This is a genomic window from Chitinophaga ginsengisegetis (genome assembly GCF_900168065.1).
Taxonomy (GTDB): Bacteria; Bacteroidota; Bacteroidia; order Chitinophagales; family Chitinophagaceae; genus Chitinophaga; species Chitinophaga ginsengisegetis.
Map to the genome: position 1 here is coordinate 1,633,314 of NZ_FUZZ01000001.1, position 20,305 is coordinate 1,653,618.

21 protein-coding genes are annotated in these 20,305 nt (G+C 47.2%); 16 read left to right on the forward strand and 5 right to left on the reverse strand.

The genetic code is table 11. The features are described 5' to 3' along the window. Window positions 1-126 precede the first annotated feature (126 nt). On the reverse strand, window positions 127-1,170 hold the full coding sequence (locus B5Z18_RS06440) for a FecR family protein (protein ID WP_079468551.1): 1,044 nt from the start codon (window positions 1,168-1,170) through the stop codon (window positions 127-129). Between the two features lie 107 nt (window positions 1,171-1,277). Further along, window positions 1,278-1,856, reverse strand: coding sequence for an RNA polymerase sigma factor (locus B5Z18_RS06445; RefSeq protein WP_159454212.1), 579 nt, complete (start codon window positions 1,854-1,856; stop codon window positions 1,278-1,280). A 196-nt stretch (window positions 1,857-2,052) separates the two neighbouring features. On the opposite strand from B5Z18_RS06445, the gene B5Z18_RS06450 reads away from it, so the two are divergent. The 12 genes from B5Z18_RS06450 to B5Z18_RS06505 all read left to right on the forward strand — a co-directional run bounded on the left by B5Z18_RS06450 (window position 2,053) and on the right by B5Z18_RS06505 (window position 11,877). Then, window positions 2,053-2,832 (forward strand): (Fe-S)-binding protein, encoded by a 780-nt coding sequence (locus B5Z18_RS06450; RefSeq protein ID WP_200817208.1) that lies wholly within the window; start codon window positions 2,053-2,055, stop codon window positions 2,830-2,832. Between the two features lie 23 nt (window positions 2,833-2,855). Next, the gene (locus B5Z18_RS06455; protein ID WP_079468554.1) at window positions 2,856-3,362 is read left to right on the forward strand and encodes a hypothetical protein; all 507 of its coding nucleotides are present in this window, start codon (window positions 2,856-2,858) and stop codon (window positions 3,360-3,362) included. Window positions 3,363-3,579: 217 nt separating this feature from the next. Then, entirely contained in the window at window positions 3,580-4,992 is a 1,413-nt protein-coding gene (gene miaB, locus B5Z18_RS06460; protein WP_079468555.1) for a tRNA (N6-isopentenyl adenosine(37)-C2)-methylthiotransferase MiaB, read from the forward strand. Between the two features lie 18 nt (window positions 4,993-5,010). Beyond that, the gene (locus tag B5Z18_RS06465; RefSeq protein ID WP_079468556.1) at window positions 5,011-5,325 is read left to right on the forward strand and encodes a nucleotidyltransferase family protein; all 315 of its coding nucleotides are present in this window, start codon (window positions 5,011-5,013) and stop codon (window positions 5,323-5,325) included. Beyond that, a complete protein-coding gene (locus tag B5Z18_RS06470; RefSeq protein ID WP_079468557.1) occupies window positions 5,315-5,665 on the forward strand; it encodes a HepT-like ribonuclease domain-containing protein in 351 nt (116 codons plus the stop codon). The genes B5Z18_RS06465 and B5Z18_RS06470 overlap by 11 nt, the downstream gene beginning before the upstream one ends. Before the next feature lie 6 nt (window positions 5,666-5,671). Continuing rightward, window positions 5,672-6,910, forward strand: coding sequence for a sigma-54 interaction domain-containing protein (locus B5Z18_RS06475; RefSeq protein WP_079468558.1), 1,239 nt, complete (start codon window positions 5,672-5,674; stop codon window positions 6,908-6,910). Between the two features lie 24 nt (window positions 6,911-6,934). After that, window positions 6,935-7,456, forward strand: coding sequence for an LPS assembly lipoprotein LptE (gene lptE, locus B5Z18_RS06480; RefSeq protein WP_079468559.1), 522 nt, complete (start codon window positions 6,935-6,937; stop codon window positions 7,454-7,456). 33 nt (window positions 7,457-7,489) lie between these two features. Continuing rightward, complete coding sequence (locus tag B5Z18_RS06485; protein ID WP_079468560.1) at window positions 7,490-8,599, forward strand: hypothetical protein; 1,110 nt, start codon at window positions 7,490-7,492, stop codon at window positions 8,597-8,599. A 5-nt stretch (window positions 8,600-8,604) separates the two neighbouring features. After that, a complete protein-coding gene (secG, locus tag B5Z18_RS06490) occupies window positions 8,605-8,967 on the forward strand; it encodes a preprotein translocase subunit SecG (protein WP_079468561.1) in 363 nt (120 codons plus the stop codon). Between the two features lie 132 nt (window positions 8,968-9,099). Beyond that, entirely contained in the window at window positions 9,100-10,152 is a 1,053-nt protein-coding gene (gene mltG / locus B5Z18_RS06495) for an endolytic transglycosylase MltG (RefSeq protein ID WP_079468562.1), read from the forward strand. 14 nt (window positions 10,153-10,166) lie between these two features. After that, on the forward strand, window positions 10,167-11,117 hold the full coding sequence (locus B5Z18_RS06500) for a YihY/virulence factor BrkB family protein (RefSeq protein WP_159454213.1): 951 nt from the start codon (window positions 10,167-10,169) through the stop codon (window positions 11,115-11,117). 151 nt (window positions 11,118-11,268) lie between these two features. Beyond that, entirely contained in the window at window positions 11,269-11,877 is a 609-nt protein-coding gene (locus B5Z18_RS06505; protein WP_079468564.1) for a redoxin family protein, read from the forward strand. Between the two features lies 1 nt (window position 11,878). On the opposite strand, the gene B5Z18_RS06510 is transcribed toward B5Z18_RS06505, so the two are convergent. Continuing rightward, window positions 11,879-14,410: a M14 family metallopeptidase gene (locus B5Z18_RS06510; RefSeq protein WP_079468565.1), complete on the reverse strand. Its 2,532-nt coding sequence runs from the start codon at window positions 14,408-14,410 to the stop codon at window positions 11,879-11,881. Between the two features lie 129 nt (window positions 14,411-14,539). On the opposite strand from B5Z18_RS06510, the gene ggt reads away from it, so the two are divergent. From ggt to B5Z18_RS06530, 4 genes are read left to right on the forward strand one after another with little or no spacing between them, the layout of a single operon-like run. Next, window positions 14,540-16,246, forward strand: coding sequence for a gamma-glutamyltransferase (gene ggt, locus B5Z18_RS06515; protein ID WP_079468566.1), 1,707 nt, complete (start codon window positions 14,540-14,542; stop codon window positions 16,244-16,246). Between the two features lie 15 nt (window positions 16,247-16,261). Next, window positions 16,262-16,789, forward strand: a complete 528-nt coding sequence (locus tag B5Z18_RS06520; protein WP_079468567.1) for a DUF1572 family protein — start codon at window positions 16,262-16,264, stop codon at window positions 16,787-16,789. A 6-nt stretch (window positions 16,790-16,795) separates the two neighbouring features. After that, a complete protein-coding gene (locus tag B5Z18_RS06525) occupies window positions 16,796-17,218 on the forward strand; it encodes a hypothetical protein (RefSeq protein WP_079468568.1) in 423 nt (140 codons plus the stop codon). Between the two features lie 5 nt (window positions 17,219-17,223). Next, on the forward strand, window positions 17,224-18,276 hold the full coding sequence (locus B5Z18_RS06530; protein WP_159454214.1) for an aminotransferase class I/II-fold pyridoxal phosphate-dependent enzyme: 1,053 nt from the start codon (window positions 17,224-17,226) through the stop codon (window positions 18,274-18,276). A 319-nt stretch (window positions 18,277-18,595) separates the two neighbouring features. Here the strand turns inward: B5Z18_RS06530 and B5Z18_RS06535 are convergent, their stop codons facing one another. Together B5Z18_RS06535 and B5Z18_RS06540 are read right to left on the reverse strand one after the other, a co-directional pair. Continuing rightward, window positions 18,596-19,585, reverse strand: coding sequence for a DUF5007 domain-containing protein (locus tag B5Z18_RS06535; protein WP_079468570.1), 990 nt, complete (start codon window positions 19,583-19,585; stop codon window positions 18,596-18,598). A 23-nt stretch (window positions 19,586-19,608) separates the two neighbouring features. Then, window positions 19,609-20,283, reverse strand: a complete 675-nt coding sequence (locus B5Z18_RS06540) for a fasciclin domain-containing protein (RefSeq protein ID WP_079468571.1) — start codon at window positions 20,281-20,283, stop codon at window positions 19,609-19,611. Between the last annotated feature and the right edge of the window lie 22 nt (window positions 20,284-20,305).

Below are 20,305 nucleotides of genomic sequence, written 5' to 3' on the forward strand. Positions count from 1 at the left end.
AGCAATAGATTAGGTTGGTTGAATAATTGTTACCTCGTTATTATGGTTGATTATAATTTCATCGGTGCATAAGTCACCCTCCCGGATGCGGCGGGTAAGGCATTGTTTATTATGTCAGTTCAAATACTATTGTTGGTTGATCCTGTATGTATGGGCGCCCGTTTTTGTAACGGTAACCTGTAACGACCTGGATAATGTCCTGAAAAATACTTCTACATTATCTGTAGGTACTGTTCCTGTAAATGTTTGCCTGCCCAGGCTTTCCTCCTGGAGCTCAATAGTGATGCCCAGGTTATCCTGCAGGGATTTGATTACCTCCGTAATTGGCGTATCTGTAAATAATAGCTTTTTACTTTGCCAGGAAGAATATACTTCCGGGTCTACTTTTTTATTGGTCAGCTCATTGGTGGTAGCTGAGTAAGTGATCATGTCGCCGGGCTTCATGATGATAGGTGCTGCGGTATCGCTTCCGCGGGGGCGCAGCGCCAGTTTCACCACGCCGTTGTTCAGTACTACCTGTGTTTGCACCCGCCGGGTGTTAACGTTAAAAGCGGTACCCGTTACCTGCACATCCATGTCGCGCGTATGCACTATGAACCGCTGATTATTGCGTTTATGCGTTACTGTGAAAAATGCTTCTCCCTCAATCCATACTTCGCGGGCATCTTTCGCATTCCATTTATCCGCGTATCTCACCGATGAATTCACATTGAGCCGGATCTCTGAGCTATCGGGCAACAGGATGGTTTTCAGTTCCCCCATCGCAGTAGCCTGATGCACTTCCCCGCCCGTGAACAGGAAAAAAGCGGCGGCATATAATACGGCAATACCCGCCAGCACTGCGGCATAAGGCAGCCATCTCCTGTTTTTTATGGTATTCATTACCGGCTGCAGGGCAAAGATGCCCGGTTTGCCGGATCTTTCTGTTTTATCGATGGTTTGCACAATGCGGTTCCAGGTATCGGGTGCTGCGGCGGCATCAGGCACCCAGGTGGGAGCGCCTATTACCTGCAGCCATTGCCTGGCCTGCATTACGTCTTCACGCTTATCCGGATTACTGCCTATCCATTCTTCCCAGAAAGCGGCGGCTGTGGCGTCGTTATCCAGCACCCAGCTCCGGAAAGAAGGTTCCTGCAAAAAATCTGAAATAGTGAATTCCCTGAATCTCATCTTCAATACTTATAGTGTAAAGTAAACCGGTGTTAAAATCTTAGCGTTCCGGCGCCACTTTTTTTTATTTTTTTTCCGCTGTCTTTCAATTGTCTGTTAAACACTCATTAAAATGGCCATAACAAAAAGAGTGTAACCAGTTTATCGCTGTGCTTTTTCAGGAAGCGCAATGCCTGCGACAGCAGCACATACGTGGCGTTCACGCTGAGCGACATCAGCGCGGCGGCTTCTTTTGTATCCAGGCCCTGGAAATAACGCAGGTGCAATACCTCCTGCTGCCGCCGTGGCAACTGGTTGATCACTTTTACCAGCTTCTGCTGCTGCTCCCTTTCCGACTCCCGCCCCATGATGATCTGTTCCGGGTTGGTGCTGAAATCGGCTCTGTCCATCGACTGATCAAACATACTGGGAACATACAGGGGCTTCAGGCTGCGGAGAATATTCCTTTTAAGACTGGCCAGCAGGTAAAAGCGGATGGTATCAGTAATGGATAAACGCTCCCGGCTGAACCAGAGCGTCACAAAAAGATCGTGGATACAATCTTTTACGATAGTTTCATCTGCATGAATCTTCATTCCATAGTTGAACAGTGCGGGGAAATGCTGTGTATAGATGAAAGACAATGCATCCTTATCGCCTTCCACTACCTTGATCCATAGCTCCTTATCATTCAGGCTGGCGTACAATTCAGTTAGATTTAAAATTTGTGCGGTTCTGTTTTTTATCTTTATATTCAATTCGTCTTAAAGATATAAACAGTAATAATAGTAAGCAAGTGTCGAAATTTAAAGGATACACCAGAATTTTAGACAGTTGCATGACTTTTCGGCTTTTCATTTGATTGCATGCAATCATTTTCGGTATTAATTTAAAATAACAAGAATGCATATTAAGACAATGGCAGAATATGCCGCAAACGGAGAAACCCCGGAAGTGCTGTTCTGGGTGGGATGTGCAGGAAGTTTTGATCAGCGTGCCCAGAAAATAACCCGGGCATTTGCTACTATCCTTGAGAAAGTGGGCGTCCGTTTTGCCATTTTGGGAAAAGAAGAAAGCTGCACCGGGGATCCGGCAAGAAGAGCGGGAAATGAGTTTATTTTCCAGATGATGGCGCAGAATAATATCCAGCTGCTGAATATGTATGAGGTAAAGAAGATTGTTACTGCCTGCCCGCATTGTTTTAATACACTGAAAAATGAATATCCCACACTGGGAGGCAACTACGAAGTAATACATCATACCACCTTTCTCCAGTCGCTGATTGATGAAGGAAAAATAAAGATGCAGGAAGGCGGCACCTTCAAAGGCAAAAAAATTACTTATCATGATTCCTGCTACCTGGGCCGCGCCAATAATATATATGAAGCGCCCCGCAAGGTATTGGAAACACTGGATGCCGAACTCGTGGAAATGAAGCGCTGCAAAAGCAAAGGTCTTTGTTGCGGAGCCGGTGGCGCGCAGATGTTTAAAGAAGAAGAAAAAGGCGCCACCCGTATTAACTTTGAGCGCGGACATGAGGCTGTAGCTACCGGGGCTGCAGTAATCGCCACCAACTGTCCTTTTTGTATGACGATGCTCACCGATGGCGTAAAAGACGCCGGCAAGGAAGAATCCGTAAAGGTGCTGGATATCGCAGAACTGATCGCAGAGAGCATGAAATGAATCCATTTACCTAAATTTGTGTTATGAACACCAGCAACATCTTCCCTTCAGGCTTTTCTCCCGCCTCCAGGGTTTGGATATACCAGAGCAACAGACCATTCAATGAACAGGAGATACTGGAAATTAACGAGCAGCTGCATCAGTTCACAGCCCAGTGGAACGCCCACGGCGCTCCCGTAAAAGGCTGGGGACAGGTAGTGTTGAACCAGGTGATCGTATTGATGGCAGATGAATCGCAGACCACCGTAAGTGGCTGCAGTACAGATAGTTCCGTTCGCATTATCAAAAGTATAGAGCAACAGTACAGCGTAAATATGTTCGACCGCCTCCTGCTCGGCTTCATCGTAAAAGATAAAGTAGAGCTATTGCCTATGGCCCAGGTCGCCTATGCACTGGAGAAAGGTTATATCGATGAAAACACCATCTACCTGAATAATACCGTACTCACGAAGCAGGAACTGGATACCCAATGGCTGCAGCCGCTGAAAAACAGCTGGATTGCGAAGAAGCTGGGGGTAAAAACCGCGTAACCTCCGTCCCGCGGGCGTTAGCGCTTCAAGTCCACCTTTCCTTCGGGGATACTTCGTGGATACGCCGGGTATAAGGCATACACCATTAGCTGTTTCCGGATCATTAATGTCCTTTTATATAGGAAAGCACATTAATCATCCGGAAATACTATTTTCTGCCATTCTGTCATTTTGTTATTTTTATTACCTATTTTTGCCTTCCAAAATTTTTGTCAGGATGCTTGATCTGGATACCAAAGTGCATGATGAAAGTCGCCAGGGAGAAGCTTTTGCTCCTGCAACGACTGGCACCCAAACATATACTAAAAAATTCTACATAGAAAGCTATGGTTGTGCAATGAATTTCAACGATAGTGAAATTGTTGCCTCCATCCTGGGCGAGGAAGGCTATGGCCCCACCCGCAACGCGGAAGAAGCCAGCCTGATACTGCTCAACACCTGCTCTATCCGCGATAAAGCGGAACAAACCGTACGTAAACGTCTTACCGAATTCAAAAAAATAAAACAGCAAACCCCCGGCATGCTGGTGGGTGTTTTAGGCTGTATGGCCGAACGCATCAAAGGTAAACTGCTGGAAGAAGAGAAACTGGTAGACCTGGTGGTAGGTCCGGATGCCTACCGCAGCCTCCCTGCGCTGATCGCAGAAGCAGGTACCGGTCAGAAGTCGGTGAATGTATTGCTGAGCCGTGAAGAAACTTACGGGGATATCAGCCCGGTACGACTGGACAACAACGGGGTTACTTCCTTTGTATCCATCATGCGGGGATGTAATAATATGTGTTCCTTCTGCGTGGTGCCTTTTACCCGTGGCCGTGAACGCAGCCGCGATGCCTACTCTATTGTCAGGGAAGCGGAAGACCTCTTTGCCAATGGCTACCGCGAAGTAACACTCCTGGGCCAGAACGTGGACTCCTACTACTGGACCAGCAACGACGGCAGCGAAACCATCACCTTCGCCATGCTGCTGGAAAAAGTAGCGCTCATCAATCCTTTGCTGCGCGTACGTTTCAGCACCTCCCATCCAAAAGACATTACAGATGAAGTACTCTTCACCATGCTGAAGTACGATAACATCTGCAACTATATTCACCTGCCCGTGCAAAGCGGCAGCTCACGCATATTGCAGCTCATGAACCGTACGTATACCCGTGAATGGTATATCAAAAAGGTGGACCGCATCCGTGAACTGATCCCCGACTGTGGCTTGTCGACCGACGTGATCACCGGATTCTGTACCGAAACAGAAGAAGATCACCAGGAAACGCTCAGTCTTATGCGCTATGCCCGCTACGACCTGTCTTATATGTACTTCTACTCCGAACGTCCGGGTACACTGGCGGAACGCCGGTATACAGATGATGTTCCGGAAGAAGTAAAGAAAAGAAGACTGGCAGAAGTAGTGGCGCTGCACCGCGACATTTCGCAGGAAAACATGCTGAAAGAAGTAGGCCGGACTTTCAAAGTATTGGTGGAAGGCACTTCCAAACGCTCTGATGAGCAACTTTTTGGCCGTAATGATCAGAACAAGGTAATCGTGTTTCCAAAAGAAAATTTTAAAAAGGGCGATTACGTTATGGTTAAAGTGGAAAGCTGCACATCAGGTACTTTGATCGGGAAAGCAGTAGTTTAGCAATAAATAATTGATAGTATGATAAATCCGATTATTTCCAGTCACCTGGAAGAGATAAAAGATACTTGTAATAAGCATCATGTAAAATATCTCTTCCTGATAGGCTCCGCAGCCAGGAATACCATGCACTCAGAGAGTGATGTGGATTTATTATACTCCTTCAAGGAAAAAGAAATACCCGGCGATCAGTACGCCGACAATTTCTTTGACCTGAAAAACTCACTTGAAAATATTTTGAAGATCAAAGTGGATCTTGTCGCGCAGGATTATCTCCGGAACCCCTACTTCATTAAGGCTATTAATAAAGATAAGACCCTGGTTTATGAAGGATAAGTCAGTAGAAAAATACATGTATGATGTGATTGATTCTATCAATGCCATACAGGTATTCACTAAAGATGCGACAGATTTCGACTCCTTTGTATCTTCCAGGCTATTGACCAGTGCTATTGAAAGGGAATTACAGATAATAGGGGAAGCCGTTATTTGCGCACTGAAAATAAAAGCCGATCTGAATATCAGTGAGGTACAAAAAATAAAAGCAACCAGGAACATCATTGTTCATGACTATGACGGGATTAATTACAGGATTCTGTGGGATATCGTCAATAATCATCTTCCCATTTTAAAAACGGAAGCTGAAGCTATTTTAAACCATCAAACATATGAATAACCGCTTATGGACATACAGGCTATAAAAAACAGGTTTGGCATTATTGGTAGTAGTCCTGCACTCAATTACGCTTTGCAGGTGGCTGTTCAGGTAGCCAATACCGATCTCACGGTACTCATTAACGGTGAAAGTGGTGTTGGTAAAGAGGTTTTTTCACAGATCATTCATGCCCTGAGCGCACGTAAACATAATCCATTTATCGCCGTTAACTGCGGCGCTATCCCTGAAGGCACCATCGACTCCGAGCTTTTCGGCCACGAGAAGGGATCGTTTACCGGCGCGGTAGACAGCCGTAAGGGTTACTTTGAAACCGTTAACGGCGGCACTATTTTCCTCGATGAAATTGGGGAGATGCCAATGGGTACACAGGCGCGGCTGCTCCGTGTGCTGGAAACCGGTGAATATATCCGCGTGGGTTCCTCCAAAGTACAGAAAACAGATGTGCGGGTAGTAGCCGCCACCAACCGTGATCTGCTGGAACGCACCCAACAGGGCAAATTCCGCGAGGATCTTTACTACAGGCTCAACACAGTACCCATCCGGGTACCTGCGCTCCGCGACCGTAAAGAAGATATTCCCTTACTGTTCAGAAAATTCTCGGTAGACTTCTCCGAAAAATATAAAACCCCCTCGATACAACTGGATGAAGAAGCCCGTAATATCCTGGTGAACTATCCCTGGAGAGGTAATATCCGTGAACTGAAAAATATTGCAGAACAAATTTCCGTTCTATCTTCAGATAAGCTGGTAACTGCCAATGACCTGAAAAGGTTCCTGCCCGATCAACCGGAGGTAAACCGCCTGCCTATGCTGGCAGCCCCGCAACAGAACAGCGATTTTAACAGTGAAAGGGATATCCTGTACAAGCTTTTCTTCGATATGAAGAAAGATGTGACAGAAGTAAAGAAAATGTTCTTCGACATCCTGCAAAATCCGAATATGGCCCATGCCGCCGAGTATCATGCCGATAATCACGTGCTGCACAGCTATCCCGGCGCTGCAGAAATGAATACGCCTCCCGGCGCAGGACTGGGACCGGCGCAACAGCCCATTATCCTGCCGGATAATAAAATTGATCATCACGAAGAAGTAGAAGAAACATTATCTATTGCCGACAAAGAGAAAGAGCTCATTGTGAAAGCACTGAAAAAGCACAAAGGCAAACGTAAGGATGCCGCGCTGGACCTCGGTATTTCCGAAAGAACGCTTTACCGCAAACTCAAAGAATATAATATCGCTGAATAAACGAATCTTAATTTTAGCACCACAATGATCCGCAATATCAAAGTATTTATAGCCGTCGGCATAATGGCAATATTGGCAGGTTGCAGCGTAAAGTACTCTACCACCGGCGCCAGTATAGAACCGGGAGCCACCACCGTGAACGTACGCTTTATTGAAAACAGGGCGCCTATCAATAACCCCACTTTAAGCCAGAAGCTGACGATGAAACTGCGTGATAAAATCACTTCACAAACCCGTCTTACACAGGTGAACGAAACAGAACCCCGCGCCGATTATGAGTTCAAAGCCACCATTACCGGCTACTCCTTTTCCAATGCGGCGGTAACCAACGTTGACCAGGCAGCTACTTCCAGGCTCAATGTTACCGTAAACGTTACTTTCATTAAAAGAATAGGCGATAAAAAAGGCTTTACCCAATCCTTTTCCCGTTCCGCAGAGTTCCCGGCCACGCAATTGCCCAGCACCGTGGAAAACAATCTGCTGGAAAGCAATATTATTCCAGGTATCACAGATGATATCTTCAACAGGGCTTTTGCAAACTGGTAGTGTGTAATCATTAATTTATTACATTAGCAACCTATGACGGCAAACAGGATTATAGCACATGTGTTTCTACAACCCTCCCTGGAGTTGGTAAATGAAGCTGCAATGGAGCAACTGGTAGCGGATCACCCATATTTTTCCGCAGCCCGCCTCCTGCTGGCAAGAAAAGTATACCAGCAAACCGGCAATCTTCATCACCCTGCTGTAAAAAAAGCGCTCCTGTATTCAGATCAGCATCACTATGCTTATCAGCTGATTACAGCAGAACAGGTGTTACAGGAGGTAGAAAACCGCGTGGCCGCCATTATTCCGGAAGATGCACTTCCGGAAATAGAAACTATTCCTGAACCAGCGGAACAAGAGGTAGTTATTCCAGATCCGGAAGAACAGGAAGTGATGGAAGAACCGGTAACCATTCCTGAACCGGAAGAAGAAGAAGAAAATATAGCATTGGCATCAGTAACAGAAACAGCACATACACCGGAATATCATACTACCGCCCCGGAAACGGAAGCGTCCATAGCCATCGCAGATTTTGAACCCGGAGGCGCCAGTCATACCATGGAAGTACTACCCCCACCGGTAGTGATGCCGGCCGCTACAAACGGGCAGGATCATGTGGATCATGTGGAGGCTGCAAACGAAGAGGAGGAATCAACTTCCTCCGGGCCTATTAAGATATTCCCAATGGCAGCAGCCGAAGAAGAAACGGAGCTGATCTTTCAACCTTTATACACGGACGATTATTTTGCTTACAAAAGGCTCAAACATCCTGAAGAAGCAGATGATTTAAACGAACAGGGAGCGGCAGAAATGAAGAGTTTTACCTCCTGGTTACGGCAAATGAAGGACAATTTTGCCGGGAAAACCAGCAAAGACTGGTATCACCAGCAATTACACCGGATGTATGAAGAAGACGAAGAACCGGAAGTTTCTGAAACAGTGGAAAAAATGGCGATGGACTCCATCGTATTCAACAACGATATCGTTTCTGAAACCCTGGCTGAAATCTGGGTACGTCAGCAGCAGTATGGCAACGCGATTAAGATATATCAAAAATTAAGTTTGCTTAATCCCGACAAAAACGCTTATTTTGCGCAGAAGATATTAGACTTAAAGTCAAAAACAGATAAAAATAAACAGTAATTTCTATGTTGATAATTTTTGGTATCCTGATCATATTAGCCTGTGTGTTGTTGGGCTTTTTCGTGCTGATCCAGAACCCAAAAGGTGGCGGACTCTCCGGCAACCTCGGTGGTGTTGGAAATCAGGTGATTGGGGTGCGTCAGACAACTGACGTATTGGAAAAAGGTACCTGGATACTGGCGGCACTGATTGCCATCTTGTGCCTGACTGCTCCTTTCTTTATTGGTAAAGGCAGCAAAGTTCAGCAGGTAGCACCTAGTGCAGTGGAAAAAGCATCCGCAGGACAGCCAATTGCGCCTCCGGCACAGTCAACTCCGTTACCAGGTACTACACCTGCTCCGGCGCCGGCTCCCGCTCCCAACAAGTAATTAACACTATCGGAATAATAATATTTGAAACCTCGCCGTTAAAAGCGAGGTTTTTTTTAATGGCATCCGGCGGAGTAATTGAAAAACCTGACTGATCACGCCTTTGCCCACTTGTAACTTCCAACACTATCTATGGCGAAGAAAAGCAAACAATCCAGCGCAAAATCTGTCTGGATAAGACGGATACTGGTCATTGCCGGCTGTTTGGCAGCCGGTGCACTGGTATATACCTCTTACCGCGTATTTGGCCCCAATACCAAACCCTTCGGCGACAGCAAGTACTTTTATGTGCGCACCAACAGCACCTATGCTGCTGTACTCGACGGACTGGAAGAACAAGGCATTATCCGCAACCGCAACAGCTTTAACTGGGTAGCGGAAAAACTGGACTATCCCAACCGCGTAAAAGCAGGACGCTATAAAATTACCCGCGGCATGAGCAACTTCGACATTGCCCGAATGCTCCGCTCCGGAAAACAAACGCCGGTAGTACTCGTCATTAATAAACTCCGCACTAAAAACGATTTCGTCAGGAAAATCTCCAACAACCTGGAAGCAGATTCCACTGTAATGCGCTCCCTGATGAACGACCCGGTATACCTCCGCCAGTTTGGCCTGGACACCAACACCGTAATGTGCGCCATCATCCCCAATACTTTTGAGTTTTACTGGAATACCGGCGCAGAAGCCGTATTTAAAAAGATCGAAAAAGAACGGGAAGAATTCTGGACGCCGGAAAGAAAAGAAAAAGCTGCTAAACTGGGACTCTCCGCCAATGAAGTAACCATTCTCGGCTCCATTGTAGAAGAGGAAACCAATAAAAACGATGAAAAACCAATAGTGGCCAGCGTATACCTTAACCGCTACCGGAAAGGCATGCGCCTCCAGGCAGATCCTACCGTGAAGTTTGCACTGCAGGACTTCGGACTGAAAAGGATCCGGGAAAATCATACCCTCTTCGATTCTCCGTATAACACTTACCGTTATGCAGGATTGCCTCCGGGACCAATTTGTACCCCCTCGGAAAAAACTTTAAATGCCGTGTTGAATACTCCGGAAACAGATTACCTTTATTTTTGTGCCAGAGCCGACTTCTCCGGCTATCATGCTTTCGCAGCCACCTATGCCGAGCACCTGATAAACGCAAGAAAATACCAGGCAGAACTGAATAAAAGAGGATTCTAAATAAAATAACAAATTTGGCCTTCAGACCCGAAAACATCATCTTCCGTTCAAAACCCTACCGCCGGCTGGTGGAAAGGACTAAAACACTGATCCTTCCCGGGTTTGAAGGCATCCCATTATACGACGTACTAAAACATTTCGGGCAGGAAACCAAAAGCCGGGGACTGGGCGACCGCGCCAGGGCCATTTCCTTTAACTTCCTCCTGGCCATCCCGCCGTTTTTCATCTTCCTGTTCACATTGGTACCCTACATCCCGGTACAAAACATAGAGCCCACCCTCTACGACCTGGCAGAAGATCTTACCCCCAACTACAACACCTACATGATTGTGCGGGGAATGATCCACGACTTCCTCTACACACACCGCAACGGATTGCTTTCTATCGCCTTCCTGATGGGATTCTTCTATTCCTCCAACGGCGTAATGGGCATCCTCCGTTCCTTCAGCAAAATACAGGGCGCCGGCTTCCGGAAAAGAAAGTGGTGGCAAAACAGGCTGATAGCCCTGCAACTTACTGCTATCCTGGTTCTCCTGCTGCTCATTACCGTTGCCCTTATCATTGCACAGGGAGCTACCCTCCGCTGGCTATTTAATATTATTGGCATCCACAGTACACTATTGCGGAACGTGATCGATATAGCCCGGTGGGTGCTGATCATTATGCTTTTTTACTCGGTTAACGCAGTGCTGTACCGCATTGGCGCCGCTACCACCACCCGCTGGAAATTTATCACCGCCGGCGCCGCCGTAGCCACCATATGCATGATCCTCGTTACCGTTGGGTTTTCCTGGTTCGTAAATAATTTTGGCAACTACAATAAAATTTATGGCTCCATCGGTACCATCCTCGTACTCATGCTGTGGGTGTTCTTCAATTCCTTTATCCTCCTGGTTGGCTTTGAACTGAATGCCAGTATCAGAACCGTCAGCGACGCAAGAAAAAAAGAATCCCTGCCCGCATAATACACATTATCAATTCGTTCTTTTATTACCTGACAAATATTTCTATCTTATTATTTTTTATTATATCTTAAACGATTATTTGCCTGAAAAAAAGGCAAGAATATCCTGTAGCATTTTACTATATTTAGTCAGGACCTGAAAACCATTTGCTATGATTAAGGCCACCTTTTATTTATCCTGCTGTACTATTTTACTTTCTTCCTTTCATCCAACCCGGGAAGTTCCCCTGGAACCAGGATCTCCCTTACCAAAATCAGAAGTTGCCTGTACCGATATTTCCGGAAAAGAGATTTCATTGGCCACCGCAAAAGGCACAAACGGGTTACTGGTCATCTTTGGCAGTAATCAGTGTCCGTACATGCTGCGTAACCAGGAGCGGCTGCGTAACATCTGCCAGTATGCTTCAAAAAACAAGATCGGCGTAATTATGGTGAACTCCAATGAAGCCGCGCGTACCGGCAGTGAATCCTTTGCCGCCATGAAGCAGTATGCATCCTCACAGCAATTCAGCTGGTATTATGTGGTAGATAGAAATGCGGTGCTGGCCAATGCTTTCGATGCCAATCATACACCCGAATGCTTCCTGTTTGATAAAAACAGCCGGCTTGCTTATAAGGGAGGAATTGATGATAGTCCGGGTAACGCGGATGCCGTAAAAACGCGCCTCCTGCAAAATGCCATCAATGAAATGCTGGCTGGTAAACCCGTTAGCATCAACACCTCCCATAGCCTGGGATGTAATATAAAAAGGAACCTTTAAACTATTGTCCTACCAGGAAAACTGCATTACTGAACAACAGTTTGCCATTTTCCCAGAAACTTCTGAACAAAGGATTATCTGCAAGAATAATAACGGATCCGTTACCTATTTCTTTCACGCCAAACAACAGCCCGTCTTTCAACTGCTGCCGGGTAGATGCGCCCACAAAACCGGTGAGGTAACTGTCTTTCTTTAACACGCCCACATTCCAGCCGCCACTCTCAATAAACTCATACAAATGGGCATCCTGTTTCAGCGTATAATACAAAGCAGGATAGCCAAAAGCCAGCGGATGTGTAGTATCCAGCTGCACTTTATAAATAGCGCCGGGAATAAACTGTTTAATGCTTTCACGCTCCCTGTTGGCGTAAGGTTTCACCGCATCATACGGATGCGCTGCTACCGCTTTCTCTTTGGCGTCTTTATCTTTCTCTTCTTCTTTCTTCAGTTTAATACCCCATTCAGCGCCCGCTACCTGTGCTGCCGCACCTTCCAGCGCAATCAGTTTTCCACCGTTATTCACCCACTCTTTCAGCTTATCGGTAGCTGCTTTGTCTTCAAACATTTTATAATCGCCATCTGCTAAAATCAATACATCCGTACGGTCCCAGTTAATATCATCCACATTTCGTTCATCCACCACCGTTACAGGGAAGTCAAGCTGTTGTTCAAAGAAATGCCAGATCTCTCCCATGCCCAGTGAAGAGATGCCTCTTCCTGCCAGCAGGGTTACTTCCGGCTTGCGGATAAAGCGGATTTTATCAGAGCCAAAGTCCATTCCTTTATCCACAAAACCAGTGGCCACTGCTTCCAGTGAAATTTTAAAGTGATTGGCCTGCATGGTAATGAACCGGTCGAACTGATCCCCTTTAGCAGTATTGCCCGAGCGGGTAATGATAAGCGTGCCTGCCGGGAAATCCTTTCCCCCGGCGGTGAACGGTGTTTCTGTAAAGCGTACTTTAATATCGTTTTGCAGTAAAGCCGACAGGAATTTCACATCACGTACACTGTTCCACTTAGCCAGGTAAGCGTATGGTTGCTGTATCGATAACGTCGTGTTGTTACGCACCGCCGGTGCATCTGTTGCTGGTGTTAACGGCTGCTTCACCGCATAGGACGTTAGTCCGTAAGCATAAGGCAGCGCCCATGCAGTAATATCATAAGTAACTGAATCTGTTAAGTGAGATACCGGTTCAAACAATACCCGCAGCATATTGGAATGTGGCTGGTAGGCATTGATCACCAGGTCTTCCTTATCGATGGTAAACGTTTCTGTTTTACCCGTAAAATAATTGAACCCGCTGGCGCTGCCGGCATTGGCGCCAAAGCCAAACGCGATATTATTTTTGCGCAGCAGTTCTGCCAGTGTATTGAGCTTTTCCGTATTGCCGCCGGCTTTCACCACGTACGATTTATACCCGCCCTGTGGCGTTTTCTGCGCTGCTTCAAAATACTGTTTGTATTCGCTGATGATCTTCTCTGCCTGTTGGGATGCCACTTCCACGGTAGACATGCTGGTGGTGAAATGATGCGCAATACGGTCGGTGAGTGTAAGCGTATCGCCATCCTTTTTCAGTACTGCTACGCCTGCCCTTCCGCTGCCACCCTGTTCGTATGTCATACCAATAGCGCCGTTGTACATGGGATAGGTATCGCCATAGCTGGGATAGAACAGATCGAAGCGTTCCTTTGTAAAATACAACCATCCCTGCTGATCGAAGTACTTCGCATTATTCCTGCCGATAAGTACCTGCAACTGGCGCTGCCAGGGCGTGATGGCGTCATGAAAAGGTTCTGCCGCAGGCGCAAAATAATAAGGCGCTTCTATTTCCTGTTCATGAAAATCCACATGCAGCTGTGGCATCCACTGGTTGTACTTCGCCACCCGCTGCTGCGATTCCTTTTGTGTTTGCCAGGCCCAGTCGCGGTTCAGATCAAAGTAATAATGATTGGCCCTTCCGCCCGGCCAGGGTTCATTATGCTCCCTCGACCAGCGGTTTACATTGGGTGTAACGCTACGGGTGTTGTTATAGAAATTCACGTATCTTTCGCGTCCGTCGGGGTTAAGGCAGGGATCAATGATCACTACCGTGTTCTTCAGCCATTGCTGCGTTTGTGCATTCCCGTTATTCACCAGTTCATACAATGCTTTCATAGCTGCTTCTGTGGAAACAGCCTCATTGCCATGCACATTATAGCTTAACCATACAATTACCGGCTGGTTACCGGTGTTGCCGCCTTTTGCGTTAGACATGTCCAGGCTGTGCTGCCGGATTTCATCCAGCCGGCCTATATTTTCAGGAGAAGCAACAATGGCCATCAACAGCGGCCTGCCTTCATAGGTGGTACCATACTGTTCCAGCTTTACGTTCTTCGCCGTAGCTGCTACCTGTTTGAAGTAATCTACCACCTTATAATGTGGCGTAAACTGGGTTCCCAGGGGATAACCGAGAAACTGACCGGGTGTTGGCACCTGGGCATCCGCGAAAAAAGCGCCCAGTATAACAACGGCCATTAGAACAAATCTGCGCATAGAAAGCCTGCAATTATTGAATACTGTAAGTTAGGAATTGTTTTCCGGTGATAATTATTAACACCACTTAAATTATTAAATTTCCTATAATTCCCCGCATATCGTTAATTTCGATCCAAACAGATACCCATGCGTTTCCTTATCATGCTGGGGATGACGGTATGCACTTTACATACCGCCTGTGCCCAGCAAATAACAGATGAACTACATCCTTACGATTATAGTATTGAGAAAGATATTAAAGTGCTGCACGGAGCGGTAGTATCTGCACATCCATTGGCCAGCCGTGTAGGCGCCATTGTACTCCAACAGGGCGGCAACGCGGTAGATGCGGCAATAGCCACACAGCTCGCGCTGGCAGTGGTATATCCCGGCGCCGGCAACATCGGCGGAGGAGGCTTCCTGGTAGGCCATCTCAAAAATGGCCGGAACATCGCCATCGATTACCGGGAAACAGCACCGGCAAAAGCGCACCGGGATATGTACCTCGACTCCCTCGGCAATCCAATCACACAGCTGAGTCTTGATGGCCACCTCGCAGCAGGCGTCCCCGGCACTGTTGCCGGATTATTTGCTGCCATGAAATACGCTAAACTGCCTTTTGCAAAACTCATAGCGCCCGCTATCCGCCTGGCAGAGAAAGGATTTGTGATCACCGAAGCAGAAGCCAATGGACTCAACCACGCAAGAGCCGATTTCGAAAGACTGAACACCAGCAAAACCGCCTTTGTAAGAGAACAACCCTGGAAAGCCGGCGACACACTGGTACAGAAAGAACTGGCACATACCCTCACGCTTATACGAAATAAAGGAGCCGCAGGATTTTACCAGGGGGAAACCGCCGCCAGCATTGTAGCAGAAATGAAACGTGGTAACGGCATCATGACCCTGCAGGATCTCAAAAACTATAAAGCAAAAGAAAGAACAGCCGTGGCCTTTAACTATAAAGGCTATACGATTGTAACCATGCCCCTCCCTTCCAGCGGTGGCATCTGCCTGCAACAGCTGATGGGTATGGTGGAAAACTATCCCATTTCACAATGGGGATTCCAGTCGCCCCAGGCAGTTCAGCTGATGGTGGAAGCTGAAAGACGCGCTTATGCCGACCGCGCCCAGTTTCTCGGCGACCCCGATTTTGTGAAGGTGCCTGTCTCCCAACTCACCAACAAAAAATACCTGGCCACCCGCATGCAGGACTTTACGCCCGGCAAAGCTGGTTCCAGCGAACATACCAAAGCAGGTGTGCTTCCTGAAAGCGAAGAAACCACACATCTCAGTATCATCGATGCCGATGGCAATGCAGTAGCCGTAACCACTACCCTCAATGGTCACTTTGGCAGCAGAACGGTAGTGGGCAAAGCAGGCTTTCTGCTCAACAACGAAATGGACGACTTCAGTGTAAAACCCGGCGTACCTAATATGTACGGACTGGTAGGCACCGAAGCCAACGCCATCGCGCCGGCCAAACGCATGCTCAGCTCCATGACGCCCACCCTCGTTTTACAAAAGGACGACGTGTTGTATTCCCTGGGTACCCCCGGCGGTTCCACTATTATCACTTCCGTTTTTCAAACGTTGATGAATACACTGGAATTCGGACTCACTCCATCAGAGGCTATCAACAAACCTAAATTCCATCACCAGTGGCTGCCGGATGAAATTGCCGTGGAAAACGATTTCCCCGACACCACCATCCAGGCGTTGGAAGGAATGGGTTATAAAGTAGTGAAACGCGGCCCTATCGGCCGTACTGAAATTATTAAAAGAGCGCCTGAAAGCCGCTACCTGGAAGCTTCGGGTGATAAACGCGGCGACGACAGCGCAGCAGGATATTAACTTAAAAATATTGACATGTCTATTCAGTCTATCTATTTACAAAGCGTACTAAAACGGCTGGAAATACACCGGGAACTGGGTCTTAAAACCATCCAGCGGCTCAATAAAGACCAGCTGAACTGGCAACCGGACGGAGAGCCGAACAGCATTGCCATGATCGTCAAACACCTGCATGGCAATATGTTGTCGCGCTGGACTGATTTCCTCACCACCGATGGAGAGAAGCCCGGCCGCAACCGCGACCTCGAATTTGAGGAAAGCGCTCTTACCCAGGAACAGCTCCTGCAACGCTGGGATGAAGGCTGGGACTGCATGCTGCTGGCCATCCGCAGCCTGCAGGAAACAGACCTGGACAGGACCGTATTTATCCGTAACGAGCCTCACATCGTGATAGATGCCATAAACCGGCAGCTGGCGCATGTGCCTTACCATGTAGGACAAATCGTATACATCGGGAAAATGATCCTGAAAGACAAATGGGAAAGCCTGTCCATCCCCAAAGGTGGATCTGCCGCTCACAATAAAGAAAAAACAGGGAACTGATCATTCATGAAAATACGTCATCTACTTACCGCTATCGCGGTGTTACCCCTGATCACCGCCTGTCAGGGTAAAAAGAACAATGAACTGCTGATGAATAAAAAGTGGCGGGTATACGATGTAAAAATTCCACCGGAGTCGCCCATCAGCAACACGCAATACATACAGGCGCAGGATCTTAAAAAAGGTTATTACCGGGATGCTTATTACCAGTTCCTGGATAATAATGTTTTTGTGGCTACTATTGCCGGCCGGTCGGATACCGGTAAATACTTTATCCTCAGCAATGGCGCCATGATTTCTGTTACCGCGAAGAACGGCGACCGTAAAGTGGAAAACCTCGTAACCGTTACCAGGCTTACCGAAGATTATTTCGACATGCAGGTAACATCTACCGATTTCCAGTTTATCTTATGTACCAAGAAAGATTAACGGCTATGTTACATACAGATTATACACCCGGAAGAACAGTTACACAGGACGGCCGCAGCTGCCTGTTTTTTTCCGGGTTTGCCTACCTGGGGCTGCACCAGTTGCCTGCCTTCAAGCACCTCCTTACGCAGGGGATTGAAAAGTACGGCGCCCTGTTTCCTTCCTCCAGGTCGGCTAACTTACGTTTATCCATATACGAAGAAATAGAACATGCGCTGAGTAGCCATTTGCAACAACAATCAGCGGCCGTTTTTTCCTCCGGGTACCAGGCATCACAGGCAGCGGCACAATACGCCACCAGCGGTAAACAGCCCCTGTATGCACCGGATGCACACCCATCGTTGTGGCATCAGCAACCGGAGCTGCCGGTCATGAGCCGGGAGGAATGGATTGCTCAAACCATCGAAAAAGTAAACACACACCCGGATCATCACTTTGTGATTATCACCGACACCGTGAACCCGCTTACCGCCACCATCCACCCTTTTCACTGGTTGCAGGAATTGCAGCGTAAGGTATTGGTGCTGGCAGATGACTCCCACGGGATCGGTATATTAGGTCCTGCCGGGCAGGGGGCTATCCATTTTTTACCGCAAACACCATTTGTAAGATACCTGCTCACCGCTTCACTGGCAAAGGCATACAGCGTTTCCGGCGGGGTTGTTGCCGGGCATGCAGCAGATATTATGGCAATAAAAAGGCTGCCTCTCTTTTCCGCCAGCACGCCTATGATACCGGCCCACGCCTACGCCTGGCTGCAATCGGGGGAACTGATAGCCAAAATGCACCGGTCGTTACAGCAAAACATTGCTTATCTCCTTCATCTTACGGCCAATACTGCTGTGCATAACCCGCATGGCCTGCCCATGTTCATCCTGCCACCTGGTGAGGCATTGGTGCAATACCTGCAGGACCGGGACTTGATCATTTCCAGCTTTCCTTATCCTCAGCCGCATAGCCCGGTAATCAACAGGGCCGTGGTGTCGGCACTGCATCTGCAGGAAGATATGACAACGCTGCACCGGTTCCTCGGGGAGTTTGGCATTACAAAACCATAATGTATTGGAAGATAGATAGCCCTTACTTTGCAGTTGCCTTTCACTTGCTTTGGAGATACTTAGCACATGCCTTTGACATGGAGTTAATGTGGAGGTGACGTGGAGGTGATGTGGACTTGATCGGTAAACTATTGGGGATCAATGCTTTGCAAGGGGTTTTTCCGTGCTACTTCTGCGAACTTTAAAAATGAAGATGTTGGATATCAATGTTTTATACACATATCAAAAATAAGCCTGATCAGCGGAAATACCAAATAAAAACGGGGCTGCATCATTACTGTTGATGCAACCCCGTTTTATGTATGTTTCACTACAATTCTTACGGTGTAACCTTTACCGTTTTAGGCATTCTCAGCTCCACTACATACGTTCCTGCTTTCATCAGGCGGAAGGCAAACAGCGGATTCACACTACCGATTTTGCTCGATAAATTTTTATCTACCGATACAAAAGCAGAAGGAATACGGTAATACATCAGGTAGTTCCAGTTGGTACCGCCATTGGAGTAGCGGCTCAATGGGAACGGTGCGATCTCAAAGTTACAGATCATAGCTGTATCGGTATATTCAATCGGATGGAACCTGGCGTAGTTCTCAAAAATAGGACGGTCGCCGCGTTTAATGATCTCTCCTTTTTTCGGATTGAAAGTCTTACCATCTTTATCTGTTATTTTCAGGATAACAGAAGCGCCGCTTTCACTGACCCTGGTAATTGTCATTACCGGTGCGCCCATTGGTACGGTAGGAGAACCATCGTCCGGGAAGAAGTTACAGTTGGCAGTTGTTTCAGTAACCAGTGGCGGGTCAATAGTAGTGAGTGTACCAATATTCTTATACACTTTGGAACCGGCCACGTTGGATACTTCTACATCATACTCGTAGGTAACGCCCAGCGGTAAGCTATCGGTGGCGCCGTTAAATACAAACTGACCACTGGCCAGGAATACATAAGGCTGCATCTTTTTCAGTTCCCGCTTTTTATTCACCAGCTCTATGGTAGTGTCTTTGGCAGGATCTACCGCTGCCGTATATACGTAAACGGGATATTCTTTATAAAATTCGTCCGCATGTTTTTTGTTATCGGCTCTCCTGATATCCAGCAGCTTCACGGTCATGGGCTGGGTGGTACCATCTGCAAGAATGGCGTTTGTTTTCTGGAAAGCGTTACCCCGCTGTACTTTTATCGGGGTATCCGGTACGTACAGGCCGTCGCTCAGAAAGCCTTCTTCAATCTTTTTACATCCGGCAATCAATAGTCCGAGCAGAACAGCGGATGTGAGCAGTTTTATCCCTTTATATTTATACAACATACTTTTAAGTTTAATGGTGATGACTATTTCCAATAGAACACGTGGTTGTTTTGCAGTACATGCAATACACCTGTTTTGGTAATGATGCCGGTTGTTTGCAAGGTATACTGCATATCCCTGTCTTCTTCCGGATAGTCATCCGGGCGTGGGTCCGGATCGAGGCCATTAATCACTTTTGTTAACGCCATAAACCTTACGCCTGCCGAGAAAATGTCGTCGTAACCGCCGCTTTTAATCAGCTTGAAAGCGAAGTCTTCGTTCACTTTATTTTTATATATCTGTGATTCCAGCGAAAGATCTGCGCGTACAATTTTACCTGTGAAGATATAAGCCAGCAGGGAGTCGCGCAGCTCAGGCGCTTTCAGGCTGTCGATGGTATATTTGATATTCTCATCGTTCTCTTCAATCTGCAACAGCCTTGTGCGTACAGCGAGGAACTGCTTGATAGAGTAATCCGTAGGCGCTACAAAAGTAACATCACTATTAACCGTTTCTTTCAGGCCGGCCTTGTCTATCAGCAGGATCAGCGTATCGAAATTTGGATTGGCTTTCAGGTAATCGTAGGTGGTAAGATCTGTATGATCGTTGGTAGGACTACCGCCCAGGAAATGATCATCTTTCTTACAGGCAGCGAACAACAGGGTAACCAGTAAGATGCCCCATCCTGCTTTTGTGGTAAATATTTTTAGTTTGTTCATGTCAGTACATTTAAAATTTCAA